Origin of the sequence: Rhodococcus sp. BH5 (genome assembly GCF_027583855.1) — a bacterium.
Lineage (GTDB): Bacteria > Actinomycetota > Actinomycetes > Mycobacteriales > Mycobacteriaceae > Rhodococcus_F > Rhodococcus_F qingshengii.
Map to the genome: position 1 here is coordinate 1 of NZ_JAJHVW010000015.1, position 16,426 is coordinate 16,426.

Here is a 16,426-nt window from a genome sequence, read left to right on the forward strand (position 1 = left end):
CGCATGCGGTGAGCGCGATCGTCTTCTTCATAGGCATTGCATAGCAGACGCGGCCGACTTTGGACACGATAATCCCCTGACCTGCCCGTACTGTGACAATGGTATGCGACGTATGAACCAGTAGAGCCAGCCCATCACGAAGCCGGCCCACTCGCCGATCCCCAGGCGCGCGTAGTGAGAGAAGGAACCGCTGGCCGGGATCGCGGCGCCCATCTCGCCGAGCATGCGCATCACGAACACCACGACGGCGCCCGCAAGGATGTAGGAGATCAGGACGGCCGGCCCGGCCTTGGCGATACCGACGCCGGTTCCGAGGAACAGGCCGGCGCCGATGGCCGAGCCCAGGCCCATCATCGTTAGATGGCGGACCTTGAGACCGTGGCCGAGAGCAGTGGTTGTTCCGTCGGAGACGTCGGTGCTACTCATCAGTCGTTGGCGTGCAAAGCAGCGTTCAGTTCGACGCCGGTGCCCTTCCACGGCACGACCTCGACGGCACCCGAGACCGAGTTACGACGGAAGAGAAGGTTCGACTTGCCGCTCAGTTCCTTGGCCTTGACGACGGTTCCGTCCGGGCCGGTGACCTTGGTGCCGGCGGTGACGTAGAGGCCCGCTTCGAGGACGCAGTCGTCGCCGAGCGAAATGCCGAGGCCGGCGTTTGCGCCGAGGAGGCAGCGCTTGCCGAGGGAGATCGTTTCCTTGCCTCCACCGGAGAGGGTGCCCATGATCGAGGCGCCGCCGCCCACATCGGATCCGTCGTCGACGACGACGCCCGCGGAGATGCGGCCTTCGACCATCGAGTTGCCGAGGGTGCCGGCGTTGAAGTTGACGAAGCCCTCGTGCATGACGGTCGTTCCGCTGGCGAGGTGTGCACCGAGTCGGACACGGTCCGCGTCACCGATGCGAACTCCGGACGGCACGACGTAGTCGACCATGCGGGGGAACTTGTCGACGCTGAACACGGTCACGACGCCGCGGATGCGCAGACGCGAGCGAACCTGCTCGAAACCTTCGACGGCGCACGGGCCGAAGTTGGTCCACACGACGTTGCTGAGCAGGCCGAACTGGCCGTCGAGGTTGACACCGTGGGGTGCGACGAGACGGTGCGAGAGGAGATGGAGGCGCAGGTAGACGTCATGTGCGTCGACCGGCGCCTTGGAGAGATCGGCGATGGTGGTGCGCACGACGACCTGCGATACCTCGCGAGCGTCATCAGTGCCTGCCAGCAGTGCAAGATCGGAAGGAATATCTGTTCCCTCGACGTTCTCGGTACCGGTCTTGTCGAATGTTCCCAGCTCCGGTGCCGGGAACCAGGTGTCGAGGACGGTTCCGTCCGCGGTCACGTTGGCGATACCTACTGCTGTTGCTCCCTGTGCGCTCACGGGACTAGAGATTACTGGGTGGTGGGTGCACCGGCCTAGGCTGGTGCGTGTGAGCATCCTCGATCTTGCTTCGGACCCCATCGACTTGACGGCCGCCCTGGTCGACATCCCCAGCGTCTCGCACGACGAATCCGTCATCGCGCAGGCTGTCGAGGATGCGCTGCGTGAGCAGACTTCGGGCTTCGAGATCATCCGCAACGGCAATGCCGTGTTGGCGCGTACGTCGCGTGGTTTGCCCAGTCGGGTCATGCTCGCCGGACATCTGGATACGGTGCCGATCGCGGACAACGTTCCTTCGCGGCGTGACGGCGACATCCTGCACGGCTGCGGGACCGTGGACATGAAGTCGGGCGACGCGGTCTTCCTACACCTTGCGGCCACCATCGAGAACCTGGCCCACGATCTGACCCTCGTCTTCTACGACTGCGAAGAGATCGCCGCAACGTACAACGGCCTGGGACGGATCGAACGCGAGATCCCGCAATGGCTCGCGGCGGACGTCGCAATTCTCGGTGAGCCGACGGCCGGTTTCATCGAGGCCGGGTGTCAGGGCACGATGAGGGTGCGGTTGACGGCTTCGGGAACTCGCGCCCATTCGGCCAGGTCCTGGCTGGGGGACAATGCCATTCACAAGTTCGGCGGAGCGTTGGAGCGGTTGTCGAGTTACCAGCCGCGCTCGGTCGACATCGACGGTTGCGGCTACCGCGAGGGCTTGTCGGCGGTGCGGATCTCCGGTGGCGTCGCCGGAAACGTCGTCCCGGACGAAGCCGAGATGGACGTCAATTTCCGATTCGCGCCCGATCGCAGCGAGGTACAAGCCGAGGCGCACGTGCGCGAAGTGTTCGACGGTCTGGGCCTCGGATTCGAGGTCACCGACTCCTCGCCTGGCGCGCTGCCCGGCTTGGCGAACCCGTCCGCTGCCGCCCTGATCGAGGCGGCCGGTGGTCAGTTCCGTGCGAAGTACGGGTGGACCGACGTGTCCAGGTTCTCGGCGCTCGGCATTCCTGCCGTGAACTACGGACCGGGTGATCCGAACCTCGCGCACAAGCGCGACGAGCACGTTCCGGTGCAGCAGATCACCGACGTCGCGGCCGTGCTGAGGAAGTATCTGTCGGCCTGACCGTTAGCCTTGCCGCATGGCACCAGAGAAGAATTCGGCTTCGAAGAAGCAGAGCTCGTCGATCAAGCACCGCGGGCCGGTTCAGCTTCGACGCAAGCGCAAGGACGAGAAGACCACGACGGATCAGCGCTTGCTCGACAAGCGCGGACCCACGGATTGGGTACACACCGATCCGTGGCGTGTGCTGCGTATCCAGAGCGAATTCATCGAAGGTTTCGGCGCACTCGCCGAGGTCCCGCGTGCGGTGACGGTGTTCGGTTCGGCCCGCACCACGGTCGATCATCCCGAGTACCAATCCGGGCGCGAGCTGGGAACGGCGTTGGCCGAGGCCGGGTACGCCGTCATCACCGGTGGTGGGCCAGGAGTGATGGAAGCTGCCAACCGCGGTTGCAGCGAGGCCGGCGGGTACTCGATCGGCCTCGGCATCGAGTTGCCGTTCGAGCAGGGACTCAACGAGTGGGTGGATCTCGGAATCAACTTCCGGTACTTCTTCGCACGCAAGACGATGTTCGTGAAGTACTCCCAGGCATTCATCTGCCTGCCCGGCGGCTTCGGAACACTCGACGAGCTGTTCGAGGCACTCACCCTGGTCCAGACCCACAAGGTCACGCGCTTCCCGATCGTCCTGTTCGGTACCGAGTACTGGTCCGGACTCGTCGACTGGATTCGCGGCACCCTCGAGCGGGACGGCAAGATTTCCGAAGGTGACGTGAATCTGCTGCACGTCACCGACAGCGTGGAAGAAGCAGTACGAATCGTCCTCAACGCCGACAAGGGCGTCGACGAGGCCGCAGATCTGGGGAAAGAAGAAGAATGGTGACCGATTCCGACAAGAAGTACTCGATCTGCGTCTACTGCGCGTCGGGTCCGGTGGACGAATCGTTCCTGGCGTTGGCTGCCGAGGTGGGAACCGCGATCGGTCGACGCGGATGGCAGTTGGTCTCGGGTGGCGGCAACGTGTCGATGATGGGCGCTGTCGCCGAGTCCGCTCGCGCGGCGGGTGCCTGGACCGTCGGCGTCATCCCGAAGGCCTTGGTGCACAAGGAAGTTGCCGACGTCGATGCCGACGAGCTGATCGTCACGGACACCATGCGCGAACGCAAGAAGCTGATGGAAGACCACGCCGACGCGTTCATCACGCTGCCCGGCGGAATCGGGACGCTGGAAGAGTTGTTCGAGACGTGGACAGTCGGCTACCTGGGAATGCACGAGAAACCTGTCGTGATGCTCGATCCCGTCGGCCACTTCACCGGCCTGCTCGAGTGGTTGAACAAGCTCGACGGGACCGGCTTCGTCGGGCGTCAGGCGCTGGACACTCTGCTGGTGAGGACGGACGTCGAGGCCGCGCTCGACGCGTGCGTCAAATCCTGATCAGACGCGTGCGTGAAACCCTGACCTGGGGCATGGCGAGCTTTATTACCGTGCAGTAAGGTGGCCGCAGACTGGGCGGCCGAATGGGCGCCGGATACGTGTTAGGGGAGCCATGAGTTCGGAAGCCCGTTCGACCGTCGGCCTGCTCGATCTGGCGGCAAAACTGCCGTCGATGATCACCGAGGTGCCGATCCTGGCGCGGGGGGCCGCCGGGCTCACCCGTAAGCCTTCGGCCAAGGAATCGATCGGGTTGATCTTCCAGAAGGCCGCGCACGCGCACCCGTCGCGCCCGTTCATCCGGTTCGAGGGCCACGCGACCAGTTACGCGGAGGCCAACGAACTGGTGAACCGCTACGCCGACGTCCTCCGCGGACGAGGAGTCGACCGCGGAGACGTCGTCGGAGTGCTGGCAAAGAACACTCCCGAAGCGCTGCTGATCGCCTTGGCCGCGGTAAAACTCGGCGCGGCAGCGGGCATGCTGAACTACAACCAGCGCGACGACGTTCTGGCACACAGCCTTACGCTCCTCGACGCGCGGGTCCTGGTGGTCGCCGACGAGTGCGAAGAAGCCCTCGAATCGTTGCCCGCCGGATTTAGCGGACCGAACCAACTTCTCGTCAGCGAACTCGCGGATCTGGCGAAGACGGCTGATCCGTCCAACCCCGCGGTCACCGCCGAGGTGCTGGCAAAGGAGAAGGCGTTCTACATCTTCACCTCGGGCACCACCGGAATGCCCAAGGCCAGCTTGATGACTCACTTCCGTTGGCTGAAGTCGATGTCGGGCCTCGGGTTGATGGGCGTGCGCTTGCGCGGCTCGGACACCCTGTACTGCTGCCTGCCGCTCTACCACAACAACGCGTTGACGGTCTCGCTGTCCTCGGTGCTCGCGTCCGGTGCGACAATCGCGATCGGACGTCAGTTCTCGGCCTCGCGGTTCTGGGACGACATCGCACTGAACAAGGCGACCGCGTTCACCTACATCGGCGAACTGTGCCGCTATCTGCTCAACCAGCCGGTCAAGCCGACCGACAGTGACAATGCTGTTCGGCTGATGGTGGGTAACGGTCTGCGCCCTGAGATCTGGGCCGAATTCACCCAGCGGTTCGGCATACCCCGCGTCGCCGAGTTCTACGGTGCGAGCGAATGCAACATCGCGTTCGTCAACGCACTCAACGTCGACAAGACAGCAGGCATCTGCCCGTTGCCGCACGCCGTCGTGGAGTTCGACGAGGACACCGGAAAAGCGTTGCGTGGAGCCGACGGTCGACTCCGCAAGGTTTCCACGGGTCAGGTCGGACTCCTGCTGTCGAAGGTCACCGACCGGGCGCCTTTCGACGGTTACACCGACGAAGCGGCGAGCAACAGCAAACTGGTACGCGGCGGATTCAAGGACGACGACACCTGGTTCGACACCGGAGACCTGGTGCGCAAGCAGGGATGGGGCCACGTCGCCTTCGTCGACCGTCTCGGCGACACCTTCCGTTGGAAGGGAGAGAACGTCGCCACCACGGAGGTCGAGGGCGCGCTGAGTTCGCACCCGGCCGTCGAGGAAGCAGTTGTCTACGGCGTCGAGATTCCGGGCACCGACGGTCGCGCGGGCATGGCGGCGGTCAAGCTGCGGGACGGTCAAAGCTTGGAGGGAAGTGAAGTCGCGGCACACCTCTACGGCAAGCTCCCCAACTACGCGGTCCCGCTGTTCATCCGCATCGTCGACTCACTCGAACACACCAGCACTTTCAAGTCGCGCAAGGTGGAATTGCGCAACGAGGGCTACGACGTCGGCGCCGACACTCTGCACGTTCTCGAAGGCCGTGAGGGTGGTTACGTGGACTCGTACGACGAATACGTCGGAAAGGTCGCGGCGGGCTCGGTACCCAAGGGCTAGACCGAGTTCCGTCATGCCAGTATGAGTGGCATGTCTTCACTCCCCGGTTCTACCGCGCAGCCAGGTCCGGCGCCCACCCTGTGTGGGCGTCCGGTCGCGGTCGACCGTGCACTGGTGATGGCCATCGTCAACCGCACTCCCGATTCCTTCTACGACCAGGGCGCGACGTTCTCGGATTCGGCAGCGATGGCTGCCGTCGATCGGGCTGTCGGAGAAGGCGCCGATCTGGTGGACATCGGGGGAGTGAAAGCTGGGCCCGGTGACCTCGTCGACGCCGACGAAGAGGTCAGGCGAGTCGTTCCGTTCGTCGCCGCGATCAGAGCCAAGTACCCCGAGCTGATCATCAGCGTCGACACCTGGCGGAGCGGCGTCGCGCGGTTGGCACGCGGCGAAGGCGCCGACCTGATCAACGACACGTGGGCGGGTGCGGATCCCGACCTCGTCCTGGTTGCTGCCGAGACTGGTGCCGGGATCGTCTGCTCGCACACGGGTGGCGCGGTTCCGCGCACCCGCCCGCATCGTGTCCGCTACGACGACGTCGTCGCAGATGTGGTCACCGAGGTCGTGTCGGCGGCAGAGCGCGCCCTGGCACTCGGGGTTCCGCGTGACGCGATCCTGATCGATCCCACCCACGATTTCGGTAAGAACACCTTCCACGGGCTCGAGTTGTTGCGGAAAGTGGACGTTCTTGTAAACACCGGGTGGCCAGTGCTGATGGCGCTGAGTAATAAGGACTTCATCGGGGAGACTCTTGGTGTGGAGCTTTCCGAGAGGTTGGAGGGAACATTGGCAGCGACAGCAATGGCCGCGGCGGGCGGCGCCCGGGTGTTCCGTGTTCACGAGGTGGCGTCCACCCGTCGAGTCGTCGACATGGTGGCCGCGATCCAGGGACGCCGTGCCCCGGTACGTACGGTTCGAGGTCTGGCATGAGCATCACCGGTGCGGGCCCGACCCGCGTATGGGCAGACGCCAACAGTTGGGACCATCCGAGTTGGACGGTCGCCGAGCTCGAACGGGCGAAGGGGGGCCGAACCGTCTCGGTGGTGTTGCCCGCACTCAACGAAGAGGACACCGTTGCCGCGGTGGTCGACACCATTCATCCGTTGCTCGGTGGTTTGGTCGACGAGTTGATCGTTCTCGATTCCGGTTCGACCGACAGAACCGCCGAGCGTGCTCGCGCTGCCGGAGCAACGGTGATCAGTCGTGAGAGCGCGGTCCCGTCCATCCCGCCGACTGCGGGCAAAGGTGAGGTGCTCTGGCGTTCGGTCGCCGCAACGACCGGCGATCTGATCGCATTCGTCGACTCCGATCTCATCAATCCCGATCCGGCGTTCGTGCCCAAACTGCTGGGGCCACTGCTCACGGTTGACGGCATCCATCTGGTGAAGGGCTACTACCGCCGTCCGCTGCGCGTGAGCGGCACGGAGGATGCCAACGGCGGCGGGCGAGTCACGGAATTGGTTGCGCGGCCCATGTTGGCCGCGCTGCGGCCGGAACTCACGTCGGTACTGCAACCGCTTGGCGGTGAATACGCGGGCACCCGTGAGCTGCTGTCCGCTGTCCCGTTTGCGCCCGGCTACGGCGTCGAGATCGGCCTTCTGCTCGACACGTACGACACGTTGGGGCTGGCGGCGATCGGTCAGGTCAATCTCGGTGTGCGCAAGCATCGCAACCGGCCGCTCGCCGACCTCGGTGTGATGAGCCGGCAGATCATCGGAACGATGCTCCGGCGGTGCGGGATCGAGGATTCGGGTGCCGGGTTGACCCAATTCCTGGTCGACGGCGATTCTTTCGTGCCCGAGACCACCGAGGTTTCGCTACTCGATCGACCCCCGATGAATTCGATAGTGCGCACCGCGGGGGTCTGACCGCTCACACTCGGGTATGGGAGTATCGGTCCATGATGACGATCCTCCTGTACCTGATTGTCATGGCTCTGGTCGGCGCGATGATCTTCCTCGCCGCCAGCGCTGTGTTCGGGCGCTCGGAAGAGCTGCCGCCGCTGCCTCCTGGCACGACGGCGACCGTACTCCCGGCAGAGGACGTCACCGGGGCGGATGTCGACGCGCTGCGTTTTCAGCAGGTGCTGCGTGGCTACAAGGCGAGTGAAGTGGATTGGGCCCTGCATCGCCTCGGGTTGGAAATCGATTCTCTGCGTGCACAACTGGGCCGTGACGAGCGGTCTGAGGTCCTGGTGAAAGCGGATGCTCCGGACAAGGCCGAAGCATCGCAGGAGGAGCCTGAGACCGTATCCGAATCGAAGGATTCCCAGGGCTGATGGCCGACGGACTCGTTCGGTGCGGCTGGGTGGTCGAGACGCCCGGCGACACGCTCTACCGCGACTATCACGACGAGGAGTGGGGGCGTCCGCTGCACGGGCGCGACGAACTGTTCGAACGACTCGCCCTCGAAGCATTCCAATCGGGACTTTCGTGGATCACGATTCTGCGCAAACGCGAGGCGTTCCGCGAAGCCTTCGACGGGTTCGATCCGGACAAGGTCGCAGCGTACGGAGTTGCGGATGTCGAGAGATTGCTCTCCGATGCCGCGATCGTCCGCAATCGCGCGAAGATCGAGGCGACGATTTCCAACGCCCGAGTGCTCGTGAATTCGCCCGATCTGGACCTCGATTCGTTACTCTGGTCGTTCTCGCCGCCTCGACGCACCAGAAGACTGACATCAATTGCAGAGGTTCCCGCGGTCACTCCCGAGTCGACTGCCATGGCTAAGGAACTCAAGCGGCGCGGGTTCAAGTTTGTGGGTCCTACCACGGCTTATGCGCTCATGCAGGCCACCGGAATGGTCGATGATCACGTGGCTGATTGCTGGGTTCCGGCGCAGGTGTGACGGACGACTGAACACCCCTAAATGTGACTCAGATTCCCGGTTCCCGCATCCATAGGGAACAATGGAGGGTACGAGCCTCGCTGATTGTTGGCGGGGCGCACCGTTAGTCGAGGCGCAGAGCAATGCAGCGCAGATCTGGAGGGAGCAGAGGATGGCGGCCATGAAGCCCCGGACCGGGGACGGTCCCCTCGAAGCAACCAAAGAGGGACGAGGAATCGTCATGCGGGTTCCACTCGAGGGTGGCGGACGCCTCGTCGTCGAGCTGACCCCGGATGAAGCTGCAGCGCTCGGTGTGGAACTCACGAACGTCACCAGCTAGTCGGGTCCAGGTTGTAGCAGTACGAACAACAGCACGTGATTGCACGCAGGCTCCGTATCCGTTTCGGTACGGGGCCTGAAGTGTGTGCGCACCGCCGGTAGCCGAAAGGACGGATCAATGCTTGCCGCCGTGATCGATCTTCTGTCCTGCCCGCAGTGTGCTGCTGATCTGGAATTGGTGGACGGCGCCGCCGAGTGCGACCGCGGACATCGATTCGATATCGCTCGCCAGGGTTACGTGAGCCTGATCAGTGGCGGTGCCACGAAGTTCACCGGCGACAGTGCCGAGATGATTGCCGCGCGTGCACGATTGCTCGGCGCCGGCCACTTCGGCCCGCTGATGGATGCCGTCACCCGGGCCTGCGCGACGACGGCGGGGTCGGACCCCGCGCGGATCGTCGAAATCGGCGCAGGCACAGGACAATACCTCGCACACGTCGTGGATTCGCTGCCTGATTCTCGGGCGATAGCGTTGGACGTGTCCAAGTTCGCGGCCCGGCGTGCCGCGAAGGTCCACGAAAGAATCGGTTCGATCGTCGCAGACGTCTGGCAACCACTACCCATTCGCGACGGAGCGCTCTCTCACGTGCTCTGTGTGTTCGCTCCTCGTAACGGTCCGCAGTCCCATCGAGTTCTCGCCGAAGACGGAGTTCTGGTGGTCCTGACGCCCACCGACAGGCATCTGCGCGAGCTGATCGACATTCTCGCGATGGTCCGGGTCGACGACCGCAAAGTGGAACGTCTCGAATCGTCGATGGCCGGATACTTCGAGCGTGTGAGTAGCGACGAGGTCGAGTTCACGATGTCACTCTCACACCAGGACGTCCTCGACTTGGTGGGGATGGGACCGTCGGCGAGACACCTGACGCCCGCCGATCTGGCTGCCGCCGTGGCGAAGCTGCCGCAGCCGAGCACCGTCACCGCGTCGGCGACGGTCTCGACCTATCGCAAGATCTGACGCGGATCAGCGTCTCGTGACGGCGTCCGCGTAGACCTCGAGCGTCTGCTTGGCGATTTCGGCCCAGGAGAACTCGTCGATCGCACGGATCCTGCCCGCACGACCCATCGCGTCGGCGCCTTCTCGGTCGGCGACAACGGCATTGACGGTGGCCGCGAGCGATTCCTCGAATGCGTTCGGCTCGTAGGCGTTGTAGTGCACGAGTCGACCGGTGACGCCGTCGGCGACCACCTCGGGGATGCCGCCGACGTCGGAAGCGACCACGGCGGTCTCACACGCCATGGCTTCGAGATTGACGATCCCGAGGGGTTCGTACACCGAAGGGCAGACGAATACCGTTGCTGCCGAGAGTATTTCCCTGATCTGCTCGGTCGGAAGCATCTCGCGCACCCAGTAGACATTGCCCCGGTGCCGGGCGAGTTCGGCCACCGCCTTCTCCGTCTCGGCGGCGATCTCCGGCGTATCGGGAGCGCCGGCGCACAGCACGAGCTGAATCTCCGGGTCGAAGTGGTGGGCTGCCGCGACGAGGTGCCCGACGCCCTTCTGCCTCGTGATGCGTCCGACAAAGGCCACGATGGGTTTCGCCGGGTCGACGCCGATCGACGCGAGTGCGGACTGTGCTCCCGGCGCAGATCCCCCGGGATGCCATACCTCGGTGTCGATTCCGTTGCGGACTACGTGAACGCGACTCGGATCGACAGCGGGGTACGCGTCGAGGACGTCGAGTCGCATACCGGAACTGACGGCGATGATCGCGTCTGCGTGCTCGACGGCGTTGCGTTCGGACCACGACGAGATCCGATAGCCGCCGCCTAGCTGTTCGGCCTTCCACGGGCGTCTGGGCTCGAGTGAGTGCGCGGTGAGGATGTGCGGCACGTCGTAGAGAGCCGACGCGAGATGCCCGGCCAGTCCGGTGTACCAGGTGTGGGAGTGGACGATGTCGACACCGGCCGCGGCGTCCGCCATGCGCAGTTCGGTGGAGAGCGTCGTCAGGGCCGGGTTGGATCCGGCGAGAGCGGGGTCGGGAGAGTGGACGATCGCGCCTTCGCGCGGGGCGCCCATGCAGTGCACGTCGACCTCGCACAGCCGTTTCATCTGAGCGACGAGCTCGGTTACGTGTACTCCTGCGCCGCCGTAGATCTCCGGCGGGTATTCCTTGGTCATCATCGCGACTCGCACGCGCTAAACCTAACCGCCCGTGGTCGATCCGGCTACCGATCACGTTATCCCCGACCGTTCGGAGGGGGACACGATCGGACCTCTCGGACTGCTTCGCTAGCGGGAGTTCACCAGTGCGGATAGGTTAGCGGTGTGAGAAGCCAGCCGCATGTGCTTGGAATCGTGCTCGCCGGGGGCGAGGGCAAACGCTTGTATCCGCTGACCGCGGACAGAGCGAAGCCCGCAGTGCCCTTCGGAGGTGCATATCGACTTATCGACTTCGTGTTGAGCAACCTTGTCAACGCGGGATATCTGCGTATTTGTGTGTTGACGCAATACAAGTCACATTCACTCGACCGCCACATTTCGCAGACGTGGCGGTTGTCCGGGTTCGCGGGTGAGTACATCACCCCGGTCCCGGCCCAGCAGCGGCTCGGGCCGCGCTGGTACACCGGCAGTGCCGACGCAATCCTGCAGTCGCTCAATCTCGTTTACGACGAGGACCCCGAGTACATCGTGGTTTTCGGTGCCGACCACGTGTACCGGATGGATCCGGAACAGATGGTTCAGCACCACATCGAATCCGGGGCAGGCGTGACGGTCGCGGGTATTCGTGTACCGCGAAGTGAGGCTTTTGCTTTCGGCTGCATCGACAGTGACGAGTCCGGACGCATCACCCAGTTCCTGGAAAAGCCCGCCCATCCTCCCGGCACACCGGACGACCCAAATTCCACGTTCGCGTCCATGGGTAACTATGTGTTCACCACCAAGGTGCTCGTGGACGCCATCCGCGCTGATTCCGAGAACTCCGATTCCGACCACGACATGGGCGGAGACATCATTCCCGCCTTGGTCGCCGCGGGTGAGGCGTCGGTCTACGACTTCAAGGACAACGTCGTTCCCGGCGCCACCGATCGAGACCGCGGTTACTGGCGTGACGTCGGTACCCTCGACGCCTTCTACGACGCTCACATGGACCTGGTGTCGGTGCACCCGATCTTCAATCTCTACAACCGTCGCTGGCCCATCCGCGGCGCCACCGAGAATCTCGCGCCCGCAAAGTTCGTGAAGGGCGGACTCGCGCAGGAATCGGTGGTCGGTGCTGGGTCGATCCTGTCCGCTGCGACCGTGCGCAATTCGGTACTCAGTTCCAACGTGATGATCGAGGACGGTGCGACCGTCGAGGGCAGCGTGCTGATGCCGGGTGTGCGCATCGGCAAGGGTGCCGTCGTACGGCGAGCGATCCTCGACAAGAACGTCGTCGTCGGTGACGGCGAAATCATCGGCGTCGATCTCGAACGTGACCGCGAACGATTTGCCGTCAGTCAGGGTGGCGTCGTCGCCATCGGTAAGGGCGTCTGGATCTAGAGCTTGCTCGCGCAGAGGAGGCCGTCACCGAGGGGGAGGAGGACTCGAATGAGTCGCTCGTCCTCGGTCACGGCCTTTGCCGCTTCTCGGACCGCAACCGTTGTCGCGTCGCGTGCGGAGCTGTCTGCAACGCGGCCGTCGGCCAGGGCGTTGTGCAGAACGATGACACCGCCGGAGCGCAGCAGGCGGACACCTTCGCGGACGTAGTGCGGGTGGTCGATCGCGGCGCAGTCGACGAATACCAGGTCGTAGCCGCCGTCGGCGAGCCGGGGAAGCACGTCGAGAGCCCGTCCGTTGATCAGGCGAGTGCGTGCCGGAGCGATTCCGCTTTCGCGGAAGGTCAGCTTGGCGGCCCGCTGATGTTCGGGTTCGCTGTCGATCGTGGTCAGGACGCCGTCGTCGCGCATTCCGTGCAGAAGCCACAGGCTGCTCACGCCGGCTCCGGTACCCACCTCGACGGCCGTCTTCGCGTCGAGCATCCTCGCGAACATCGCGAGCGTCGCACCGACGGCGGGCGTCACCGGATGGGCTCCGAGATCCAGCGCTCGATCTCGCGCCGCGGTCAAAATCTCGTCCTCGGAAACTACGTCCTCGACGTGGCGGAGTATCTGTTCGGCGTGGGTCACGCTCATGAGGTTATCGGGCGGTTCGGATTGTCGCTGCAAGGCGCGCAGTCACCAGGATTCTCAGGAATCCCTCAGGCTCCTCATATGGCGTGCACACCGCGATGAGAAAAGGTGTATACATCGCCGGATCGAAGATCGCACGGCGGTATCGATTTCTACCAAGTTGATCTTTCGCAGCTCGGTGATCGGGAACAAATCACAGCATCGGCTGGTTCTCCCGAATATCGCGCATCACGTGATTCGGACAACGCGGTGATCGAACTACGCGATCCCGAGCAGGAGGATCAACTTATTTACCAGGTCAACGACGAGCCTCGCCCTCGAGAGTCGGAAGTTTTGACGACGGAATCGGCTGTGGATTCCGAATTGATCGGCACTGCTGTGTTCGATGCAACTGGTGAGAAGTCCTCCATGCCGTCTTGGGACGAACTCGTGCGTCAGCACGGTGACCGGGTGTACCGCCTGGCCTACCGGTTGTCAGGCGATGCCCAGGATGCCGAGGACTTGACGCAGGACACCTTCATCCGGGTGTTCCGCTCGCTCTCCGATTATCAGCCCGGAACTTTCGAGGGCTGGTTGCACCGCATCACCACAAACCTGTTCCTCGACATGGTTCGCCGACGCAATCGCATCCGTATGGAAGCGCTGCCCGAGGACTACGACCGCGTTCCCTCGCCCGGTCCCGACCCCGAGCAGATCTACCACGACGCGCGCCTCGACGCAGGTCTGCAAGCCGCACTGGACTCGCTCGCACCTGAATTTCGTGCCGCTGTCGTGCTCTGTGACATCGAAGGTCTGTCGTACGAGGAAATCGGTGCCACACTGGGAGTGAAGCTCGGAACGGTTCGTAGCCGTATCCATCGTGGGCGACAGGCGATTCGTGATCATCTGGCAGCGCAGCGCGCAGCCGAATCCGAACTCGTCGGTTTCTGACGGTCGGGTTCGAGCTACAGAGCGGGACGTGGTCAATCACCTGGAGGGACGAATGACGGAGGCGCGGGCACATCGCCAGTTCGGTTCGACCGAACATCTGGCCAGCGAGGCAATCGCTGCCTACGTCGACGGAGAACTCCGAATGCAGGCCTACTTGCGGGCCTCGCATCACATCTCGATCTGTGCCGAGTGCGCTGCGGCCGTCGATGCTCAGCAGCAGGCACGTGGTGCGCTGCGTCGAAGCGGCGAGATGACGATGCCGTTGTCCCTGGTGGGACTTCTCAGCCAGATTCCTTCGTGCAACAGTCCGACTACCGGGCCGAATTCGGAAAACGCCGACAGTTCCGTCGGTAATCAACCCGCCGGCTTCTCCACCATCAGCAAGAGGTTGTCCCGTCGCTGGCGCAAATGACGCCGCGCGCCAGCTTCCCGGCGCGGATCAGTGATACTGGACCATGTGACTGACGGAAAAAGGGGGCACTCCGGAGTGAGTTCGGATTCTTCGGCAAACGGTTCGGTGGACAGACCGGCAGATGCGCCGGTTCTCGACCCCCGTCCGGTCTATCGACCCCAGATCGATCCGGCCTCGCGCCAGGTGTTCGGTCGGCCGAGTGGAGTCGAGGGCTCGTTCACTCCGGTGGCCGCGCGATCGACTCCGTCCTCCGATGTCGTGATCGGGACTCCGGACCCGGTTCTGGCCGAAGCGTTCGGTCGACCCGCAGACGCCACCGAGTCGATCGGTCGCGATCCCGATGCGACGGCGAACAACACGCCCGACGAAGAACCGCCGCGTGATCCGTGGCGTGATCCTGAATCCGCCGTCTCGCTGGGCAAGCCCGCAGAGTCCGAGGCGCCGGTGCAGTTGCCTCCCGCCCAGAAACTCGACGTGCGTGAGCTGTTGTTCGGTCGCAAGGTCGCCCCCTCGGCACTGGCCGCGCTTGCGGGCATGGCGCTTGTCATCGCTCTTGTCGGTGGGTTGCTTGCCACTGTCATCACTGCCGATCGCAGTTCACTCACCAGCTCACGTGTCACGCTCGTTCAATCCGGCGGTGGGGAACAGCCGGAGTCTCAGGTGGCGAAGGTCGCCGACGCGGTACTGCCATCAGTGGTGTCGATTCAGGTCGCCGTCGGCGACCAGGGCAGCACGGGTTCCGGTGTGGTCATCGACGGCGCCGGATACATCGTCACCAACAACCACGTGATCTCCTCGGCCGTTCCGCCCGCTCAGGACGCGAAGATCCAGGTGATCTTCTCCGACGGAACCAAGACCGACGCCCAGATCGTCGGACGTGACGTCAAGACAGACCTCGCAGTGCTCAAGGTGTCGGCGAACAATCTGACGGTCGCTCAGCTCGGAAAATCCGAGGATGTTCAGGTGGGCGACGACGTCGTCGCCGTCGGCTCACCGCTCGGATTGAGCAAGACCGTCACCCGCGGAATCGTCAGTGCACTGAACCGGCCTCTGCGGTTGTCGGGTGAAGGCACCGACACCAACGCCGTCATCGACGCCGTCCAGACCGACGCGGCGATCAATCACGGCAACTCCGGTGGTGCGCTCGTCGACGATGAAGCCCGCGTCATCGGCATCAACACCGCAATGCTCAGTGAGTCCGGTGGTTCGGTCGGGCTCGGCTTCGCGATTCCGATCGACACGGTCACCGAGGTGGCTCAGACCATCATCCGTGACGGCAAGGTTCATCACCCCGACATCGGCGTGAATGCCCGCACCGCGGTCAATGACGCGACCAGTGGTGCTGCGGTGGCCAACGTGCGCGACGGCAGCCCCGCTCAACGTGCGGGGATCGTCGAGGGTGACGTCATCGTCAAGGTCGGTGACCGACCGGTGACAAGCGCCGACGAATTGGTGGTTGCGGTCAACGCGACGACCGTCGATCAGCCTGTCAACGTTCAGTTGATCCGCGACGGACGGCAGGTCGACATTTCGGTCACGCCGGTGTCGGACTGATCGGACCCTGCGATCTTCCTGTGAGGTTGATCCGGACATGCGCGCACCGAGCGAGCACACAGTAGGCTGACCCTGTGTTTGGCAACATCGGTTGGGGCGAGTTCATGATCCTCCTCGTAGCGGCTCTGGTCATCTTGGGACCTGAGCGGCTTCCTGGTGCGGTCTCCTGGGTCACGAAATCCCTGAGGCAGGTGCGCGAATATGCTTCGGGCGCTTCCAATCAGCTCAAGGAAGAACTGGGCACCGATTTCGAGGATCTGCGTAAACCGCTCGCAGATCTGAACAAGCTGCGCGGAATGACGCCGCGCGCTGTGATCACCCAGCACCTCCTCGACGGCGACGACTCCATCTTCACGGGCAACTTCGACAAGAAGCCGCAGAGCGGAGTGCAGGAGCCGAAGACGCTGTCGAAGGACAAGCCACTCACCGCCGGCGAACGTCCTCCTGTGGACTTCGACGCCACCTAGATTCGACATACGCAAGGGCGCCTGTCACCG

18 protein-coding genes and 1 pseudogene are annotated in these 16,426 nt (G+C 63.8%); 15 read left to right on the forward strand and 4 right to left on the reverse strand.

Features of this window, described 5'->3' with window-relative positions; all coding sequences use genetic code 11:
• Positions 1–111: 111 nt before the first annotated feature.
• Both RhoBH5_RS27420 and dapD read right to left on the reverse strand, forming a co-directional pair.
• A pseudogene (locus RhoBH5_RS27420) lies at positions 112–426 on the reverse strand (amino acid permease); the annotation flags it as partial.
• Complete coding sequence (dapD, locus tag RhoBH5_RS27425) at positions 426–1,379, reverse strand: 2,3,4,5-tetrahydropyridine-2,6-dicarboxylate N-succinyltransferase (protein ID WP_019749368.1); 954 nt, start codon at positions 1,377–1,379, stop codon at positions 426–428. The gene dapD and the pseudogene RhoBH5_RS27420, both read right to left, overlap by 1 nt.
• Before the next feature lie 49 nt (positions 1,380–1,428).
• On the opposite strand from dapD, the gene dapE reads away from it, so the two are divergent.
• The 10 genes from dapE to RhoBH5_RS27475 all read left to right on the forward strand — a co-directional run bounded on the left by dapE (position 1,429) and on the right by RhoBH5_RS27475 (position 9,878).
• Positions 1,429–2,499: a succinyl-diaminopimelate desuccinylase gene (gene dapE, locus RhoBH5_RS27430; RefSeq protein WP_030536946.1), complete on the forward strand. Its 1,071-nt coding sequence runs from the start codon at positions 1,429–1,431 to the stop codon at positions 2,497–2,499.
• 16 nt (positions 2,500–2,515) lie between these two features.
• Complete coding sequence (locus RhoBH5_RS27435) at positions 2,516–3,319, forward strand: TIGR00730 family Rossman fold protein (protein ID WP_003945176.1); 804 nt, start codon at positions 2,516–2,518, stop codon at positions 3,317–3,319.
• Positions 3,313–3,870, forward strand: a complete 558-nt coding sequence (locus tag RhoBH5_RS27440; RefSeq protein WP_270009022.1) for a TIGR00730 family Rossman fold protein — start codon at positions 3,313–3,315, stop codon at positions 3,868–3,870. The genes RhoBH5_RS27435 and RhoBH5_RS27440 overlap by 7 nt, the downstream gene beginning before the upstream one ends.
• A gap of 112 nt (positions 3,871–3,982) precedes the next feature.
• Positions 3,983–5,755: a long-chain-acyl-CoA synthetase gene (locus RhoBH5_RS27445; protein WP_003945170.1), complete on the forward strand. Its 1,773-nt coding sequence runs from the start codon at positions 3,983–3,985 to the stop codon at positions 5,753–5,755.
• A 30-nt stretch (positions 5,756–5,785) separates the two neighbouring features.
• A complete protein-coding gene (gene folP, locus RhoBH5_RS27450) occupies positions 5,786–6,685 on the forward strand; it encodes a dihydropteroate synthase (RefSeq protein ID WP_042450383.1) in 900 nt (299 codons plus the stop codon).
• On the forward strand, positions 6,682–7,623 hold the full coding sequence (locus tag RhoBH5_RS27455) for a glucosyl-3-phosphoglycerate synthase (protein WP_003945188.1): 942 nt from the start codon (positions 6,682–6,684) through the stop codon (positions 7,621–7,623). Before folP ends, RhoBH5_RS27455 begins: the two co-directional genes overlap by 4 nt.
• 32 nt (positions 7,624–7,655) lie before the next feature.
• Positions 7,656–8,033, forward strand: coding sequence for a DivIVA domain-containing protein (locus RhoBH5_RS27460; protein ID WP_007736086.1), 378 nt, complete (start codon positions 7,656–7,658; stop codon positions 8,031–8,033).
• Positions 8,033–8,602, forward strand: a complete 570-nt coding sequence (locus RhoBH5_RS27465; RefSeq protein ID WP_003945189.1) for a DNA-3-methyladenine glycosylase I — start codon at positions 8,033–8,035, stop codon at positions 8,600–8,602. Before RhoBH5_RS27460 ends, RhoBH5_RS27465 begins: the two co-directional genes overlap by 1 nt.
• A gap of 151 nt (positions 8,603–8,753) precedes the next feature.
• On the forward strand, positions 8,754–8,921 hold the full coding sequence (locus RhoBH5_RS27470) for a DUF3117 domain-containing protein (RefSeq protein ID WP_003945169.1): 168 nt from the start codon (positions 8,754–8,756) through the stop codon (positions 8,919–8,921).
• 117 nt (positions 8,922–9,038) lie between these two features.
• A complete protein-coding gene (locus tag RhoBH5_RS27475) occupies positions 9,039–9,878 on the forward strand; it encodes a putative RNA methyltransferase (protein WP_007736089.1) in 840 nt (279 codons plus the stop codon).
• Positions 9,879–9,884: 6 nt separating this feature from the next.
• Here RhoBH5_RS27475 and glgA read toward each other — a convergent pair whose 3' ends face one another.
• Entirely contained in the window at positions 9,885–11,057 is a 1,173-nt protein-coding gene (gene glgA / locus RhoBH5_RS27480) for a glycogen synthase (protein ID WP_003945186.1), read from the reverse strand.
• Positions 11,058–11,189: 132 nt separating this feature from the next.
• On the opposite strand from glgA, the gene glgC reads away from it, so the two are divergent.
• Positions 11,190–12,404 (forward strand): glucose-1-phosphate adenylyltransferase, encoded by a 1,215-nt coding sequence (gene glgC / locus RhoBH5_RS27485; protein WP_003945185.1) that lies wholly within the window; start codon positions 11,190–11,192, stop codon positions 12,402–12,404.
• Here the strand turns inward: glgC and RhoBH5_RS27490 are convergent.
• The gene (locus RhoBH5_RS27490; protein ID WP_007736091.1) at positions 12,401–13,036 is read right to left on the reverse strand and encodes an O-methyltransferase; all 636 of its coding nucleotides are present in this window, start codon (positions 13,034–13,036) and stop codon (positions 12,401–12,403) included. The genes glgC and RhoBH5_RS27490 overlap by 4 nt on opposite strands.
• A gap of 330 nt (positions 13,037–13,366) precedes the next feature.
• On the opposite strand from RhoBH5_RS27490, the gene sigE reads away from it, so the two are divergent.
• From sigE to tatB, 4 genes are all read left to right on the forward strand, one after another.
• A complete protein-coding gene (sigE, locus tag RhoBH5_RS27495; protein WP_029255812.1) occupies positions 13,367–13,963 on the forward strand; it encodes an RNA polymerase sigma factor SigE in 597 nt (198 codons plus the stop codon).
• Positions 13,964–14,015: 52 nt separating this feature from the next.
• Positions 14,016–14,375: a hypothetical protein gene (locus tag RhoBH5_RS27500; RefSeq protein WP_003945180.1), complete on the forward strand. Its 360-nt coding sequence runs from the start codon at positions 14,016–14,018 to the stop codon at positions 14,373–14,375.
• A 30-nt stretch (positions 14,376–14,405) separates the two neighbouring features.
• Entirely contained in the window at positions 14,406–15,929 is a 1,524-nt protein-coding gene (locus tag RhoBH5_RS27505) for a trypsin-like peptidase domain-containing protein (RefSeq protein ID WP_370852746.1), read from the forward strand.
• Between the two features lie 74 nt (positions 15,930–16,003).
• Positions 16,004–16,396, forward strand: coding sequence for a Sec-independent protein translocase protein TatB (gene tatB, locus RhoBH5_RS27510; protein WP_003945177.1), 393 nt, complete (start codon positions 16,004–16,006; stop codon positions 16,394–16,396).
• Positions 16,397–16,426 lie beyond the last annotated feature (30 nt).